This is a genomic window from Alienimonas sp. DA493, assembly GCF_043951915.1.
In the GTDB taxonomy this organism is placed as follows: domain Bacteria; phylum Planctomycetota; class Planctomycetia; order Planctomycetales; family Planctomycetaceae; genus Alienimonas.
The window spans coordinates 1-3,616 of record NZ_JBINJD010000265.1 but is presented as its reverse complement, the minus strand read 5'-3'; the positions used below and the strand labels follow the sequence as shown (position 1 = coordinate 3,616).

General features: G+C 70.4%; 8 protein-coding genes. 6 read left to right on the top strand and 2 right to left on the bottom strand.

Annotated elements, in window-relative coordinates; all coding sequences use genetic code 11:
- The 6 genes from ACG2DA_RS22075 to ACG2DA_RS22050 all read left to right on the top strand — a co-directional run.
- The coding region (locus tag ACG2DA_RS22075) for a hypothetical protein (RefSeq protein WP_395258763.1) at positions 1-277 on the top strand (277 nt) is incomplete at its 5' end.
- Between the two features lie 43 nt (positions 278-320).
- Positions 321-584, top strand: coding sequence for a hypothetical protein (locus ACG2DA_RS22070; protein ID WP_395258761.1), 264 nt, complete (start codon positions 321-323; stop codon positions 582-584).
- Positions 581-886 (top strand): hypothetical protein, encoded by a 306-nt coding sequence (locus ACG2DA_RS22065; protein ID WP_395258759.1) that lies wholly within the window; start codon positions 581-583, stop codon positions 884-886. The genes ACG2DA_RS22070 and ACG2DA_RS22065 overlap by 4 nt, the downstream gene beginning before the upstream one ends.
- A gap of 4 nt (positions 887-890) precedes the next feature.
- Positions 891-1,139, top strand: a complete 249-nt coding sequence (locus ACG2DA_RS22060) for a hypothetical protein (RefSeq protein ID WP_395258758.1) — start codon at positions 891-893, stop codon at positions 1,137-1,139.
- Positions 1,140-1,183: 44 nt separating this feature from the next.
- Entirely contained in the window at positions 1,184-1,531 is a 348-nt protein-coding gene (locus tag ACG2DA_RS22055) for a hypothetical protein (RefSeq protein ID WP_395258756.1), read from the top strand.
- A gap of 187 nt (positions 1,532-1,718) precedes the next feature.
- Positions 1,719-2,531 (top strand): ATP-grasp domain-containing protein, encoded by an 813-nt coding sequence (locus ACG2DA_RS22050; RefSeq protein WP_395258754.1) that lies wholly within the window; start codon positions 1,719-1,721, stop codon positions 2,529-2,531.
- A 95-nt stretch (positions 2,532-2,626) separates the two neighbouring features.
- On the opposite strand, the gene ACG2DA_RS22045 is transcribed toward ACG2DA_RS22050, so the two are convergent.
- On the bottom strand, positions 2,627-2,851 hold the full coding sequence (locus ACG2DA_RS22045; protein ID WP_395258752.1) for a hypothetical protein: 225 nt from the start codon (positions 2,849-2,851) through the stop codon (positions 2,627-2,629).
- 265 nt (positions 2,852-3,116) lie between these two features.
- On the bottom strand, positions 3,117-3,371 hold the full coding sequence (locus ACG2DA_RS22040) for a hypothetical protein (RefSeq protein WP_395258750.1): 255 nt from the start codon (positions 3,369-3,371) through the stop codon (positions 3,117-3,119).
- Positions 3,372-3,616 lie beyond the last annotated feature (245 nt).

The following is a 3,616-nucleotide window of genomic DNA, read 5'->3' as shown; positions in this document are numbered from 1 at the left end:
CCGGGCCGGTTTTCGTGAACCGCGCCGCGATGCCGGGCGTTCGCTCTCGTCGCCCCCCCTCTTGGCGAGCCACATGGAAACGCTCATCTGCGCTGGCGTGTTTATCCTCTACGGGCTCTCGTTCAGTTTCGCGTGCTACGCCCTGCTGGAGCAGGCGGGCCGGTACTGGGGCGTCAGCGGGTTCTTCGAGAACCTGTTCAGTCTGGCGTTCGCCGCCGTCGCCGGGGGCGTCGCGCTGTTCTTTTGGGGGTCGCTGGCCTACCTGCCGTTCTCCTGATTGCGTCTGGCGCGGTCGGGGACGGGAGGGGAGAATGGCGAGCATGAAGTTCGACACCGACGACCGCCGCGTCCTTTGGCGGGTCGCCCTCATCGGCGCCGGGTACGTCGTCACCTATCTGTGCTCAATGGGCCTCACCGCCGGGGTTCTGTGGCTGTCCGAGGTGCCGGACTGGGCGTGGCGCTGCTGGAAGGTCTGCTACGCCGTCGCCCCCGTCCTGATGCTTCTCGCGGCTGGTCTGGCGGCCGGCGTCCTGTGGCGGCAACAGCGACCGGCCCGTCCCCCTCGCCCCGCCCGTAGACCGTGAAGACCGACCCGTCGAAGTACGCTCTCCCTCCGCTGGCGGAGTCCGTCGCCGCTTTCCGGGCCTACTGCGAAGAACAGGGCGTTGACTACGACGCTCTGGTGGAAGCCGCCTCGCACGCCGTCTCCGGCCCGCTGCCGACCGGCCCCGTGGAACTGACGGACGAACAGATCGCGGCGTGGGCCAAGTGGGACGCGGAGTGTGCGAAGGACGAACCGCCGACGCTCCGCCTCCCGCTCCCCGAGCCCGAGTTCACCGTGACCGCCCGCACCGTCGAAGCGGACGGCCCGTCTCCCTCTCTCTGACGCCGTGACGCCGCACTCCGCCCACACCACGCTCGCCCTCCACTGCGGCGACCGCGTCTTCCCGCTGTCCGAAATCATGCCCGGCCGGGTCTCGCTCCAAGAACCCGCCGAGGTGCCGCTGGGGCCGGCGTCCGTCGTCGCCACGGTGGACGGCCGGGAGCACCGGTGGAACGTGACGGTCTCCGAAGGGGTGAACCCGGAGACGTTCGAGTTGCGGGTACCGGTGCTGAACGCCGCGGCGTACGTCGGCTGACGCCCCCTCTGGCGCGGTCACGCACGCCCCGTAGACTGGCGGGCATGAGCAAACCGGCCGTCATCCAGTCGTGGGAGGGCGTCGTCACCGGGGTGGGCGACGGCGAGTTCCACGCCGACCTGACCGACTCCACCCCAGGCTCCGATCGCCGCGGCGCCGAGGACGTTGCGACGGTGCCGCTCGACAGTGTGCCGGAGGAAGACCGGCAGCACGTCGTTGTCGGCCGTTGGTTCGTCTGGGAAATCCGAGACGACGAGACGAGTACCTTTCGGTTTATTCCCAACAGGGCATGGACGCAGGAAGAGATTGACCGGGCGGAGCATCGGGCGTCGCAGTGGTTCTTCGCCCTCTCTGAGTCCACGTCCAGCCTCCCGCCCACATCTTGGGACTGACGCCCCGAAGCCGGCCCCGTGGTGGCGCCGCTGGCTCGCCTGAACCGCGGTTGTGCGGCGCGGGCAGCGGGTCCGTGCCGGGGTTGAGCGGCCGTAAGCCGGAGGTTGTGCCGCTTATCGCCTGACGACACACCGGGTGCCACGCCGCCCTCTGGCGCGGGGCGGGGAGGGGCGTAGACTGGCGGGCATGACTGCCGAACTCAAAGCGTGGGTCACGCAGCCGGACGCCTTCCCCCCGCCGGAACCGGACTGGGCCGACGCCGGGATCGCCCTCGGCACGCTCCACCCCAACGGCGACGCCGGCGGCGACTATCCGCTGGACGGCCGGGAACTCTACCGGGGCACGCTGCAAACGATCGCCCGCGTTCGCCGCCGTCTCTGCGGCCAGCGCCGCGACGAACCGCTGATCTGGTGCGACCTCGACCGGCTCCGCTGCTCCTACTACGCCCCGAGACTGCCCCCGGGGACGTGGCTGCAAGAGGGGGCCTACTGGGCTCCGCTGGGCCTGTTGAACGACGTGCGGTTCCGCAGCCGGGGAGACCGGTTCGTGCGGCCGGACGCCGGCGACAAGCCGTTCACGGGGCAGGTGGTGCGGTCCGGCTACGAAGCGGGCGACCTCGAAATCATTCGACGGCAGGCCCCGCCGGAGACGTTGTGCGTCGTCGCCGACGCCCAAGAGGTCACGGACGAATACCGGGCGGTCGTGCGCGAGCGGATCGACGGCGGCTGCGAGGTGGTGACCGGCTGCCGGTACGGCTCCCCAACGGACGACGACGTGGAGGCCGGACTGCCGGACGACGTGGCGGACTTCCTGCGGGACGTGATGGAGGGCTTCCACGGCGTCGGCGACCCGATGTTCGTGGCCGACGCGGCGAGGCTGGCGGACGGCCGGGTGAAGGTGCTGGAACTGAACGGCCTGAGCACCAGCGGCCTCTACGCCTGCGACGCGCGAGCGATCGTGGACGCGGCGAAGGCGGCGGTGCGGGACTGGTACGCCTGACGACACCCCGGGGTGTCACGCCGGACCGTTCCGTCCGCCCCTGCCGCGCGGCCTGTTTGAGATCTCCCCGGCCCCGCGAATCGGCCCCGGTTCGTCTACTTCGGCTCGGCGATCAGGTCGGCGGGGTCGCAGCCGGCGGCGGCGGCGATCGGGTCGAGGTCCCGCATGGCGGGGACGCGGCCGTTTCGCCAACCCATCACGGTCCGGTCGGAGACGGCGTGTCCGGCCTCGGTTAGTCTGGCGGCGGCCTCGGCTGGGGTCAGGCCGTCGCGGTCCAGCCAGCGGCGGACGGCGGCGGCGAAGCGGTCGGGGACGGTCATGGGGTGTGCGGTCGGTATCAGAGGGCCGGAACGTCCGGAACCTTTCCGGCGATGCGAGCGACGACGGCGGCTTGCCGTGCGGTCATCCAGTGGACCGGGTGCGGTCGGTCGCGGGCTCGGTCCATCAGGGAGCACAGAAACTCACGCTCCCATGCGGTCAGTCGCCGGTCGCGTGCGAGGGCCGCATTGGCGGCCCGGTCGAACTCCCGCTCGGCGTCGGAGCGGGAGCCCGCTGGCCGTCCGGCGTCGTCAATTGGGGTCGCCATCAGGACACCGGCACGACGGCGAAGTCGGCCGGGCAGATGCCGCCGTCGTACGGCTGGTCCGCGACAGGAGTCGGCGTGCCGTCGGCCCGGTAGTTCGCAAACTCACCCATGACCACGCCGTCGAAAATCTGGACGGCCTCGGTCCCGGGGTCGCGGTCCCCGGCGGCGGGATTGGGATTGGCGAAGCGGAACCGCGTCCCCTCGGCCAGCGAGTCGATGCGGACGGGAGCGGTTTCGGTCGTGTCGGCGGTCATCGGTTCGGCTTTCGGGGGAGGCGTTCGGCGTCGGGCTCCGTTGCCCGGCAGACGCATGATATGCGTTATCGGCGGGAGTGTCAACGCATCTTCTGCGTCGTCCCGAAAGATTTTCGCGGGCCGGCCGTCCCGCGTGTTTGAGAAGTCGCGGAAGCGAGGAATCGGCCCCGGTTCGTCTTGCGTACCTTCAGGAGCGGTGTATCGTCGCACCCCTTCCATAACTGAACGCAAGAACACCACATCTA

Coding starts and splice junctions, on each gene's coding strand:
- ACG2DA_RS22070 (WP_395258761.1), top strand. CDS start 321: ATGAAGTTCGACACCGACGACCGCCGCGTCCTTTGGCGGGTCGCCCTC.
- ACG2DA_RS22055 (WP_395258756.1), top strand. CDS start 1,184: ATGAGCAAACCGGCCGTCATCCAGTCGTGGGAGGGCGTCGTCACCGGG.
- ACG2DA_RS22050 (WP_395258754.1), top strand. CDS start 1,719: ATGACTGCCGAACTCAAAGCGTGGGTCACGCAGCCGGACGCCTTCCCC.
- ACG2DA_RS22045 (WP_395258752.1), bottom strand. CDS start 2,851: ATGACCGTCCCCGACCGCTTCGCCGCCGCCGTCCGCCGCTGGCTGGAC.
- ACG2DA_RS22040 (WP_395258750.1), bottom strand. CDS start 3,371: ATGACCGCCGACACGACCGAAACCGCTCCCGTCCGCATCGACTCGCTG.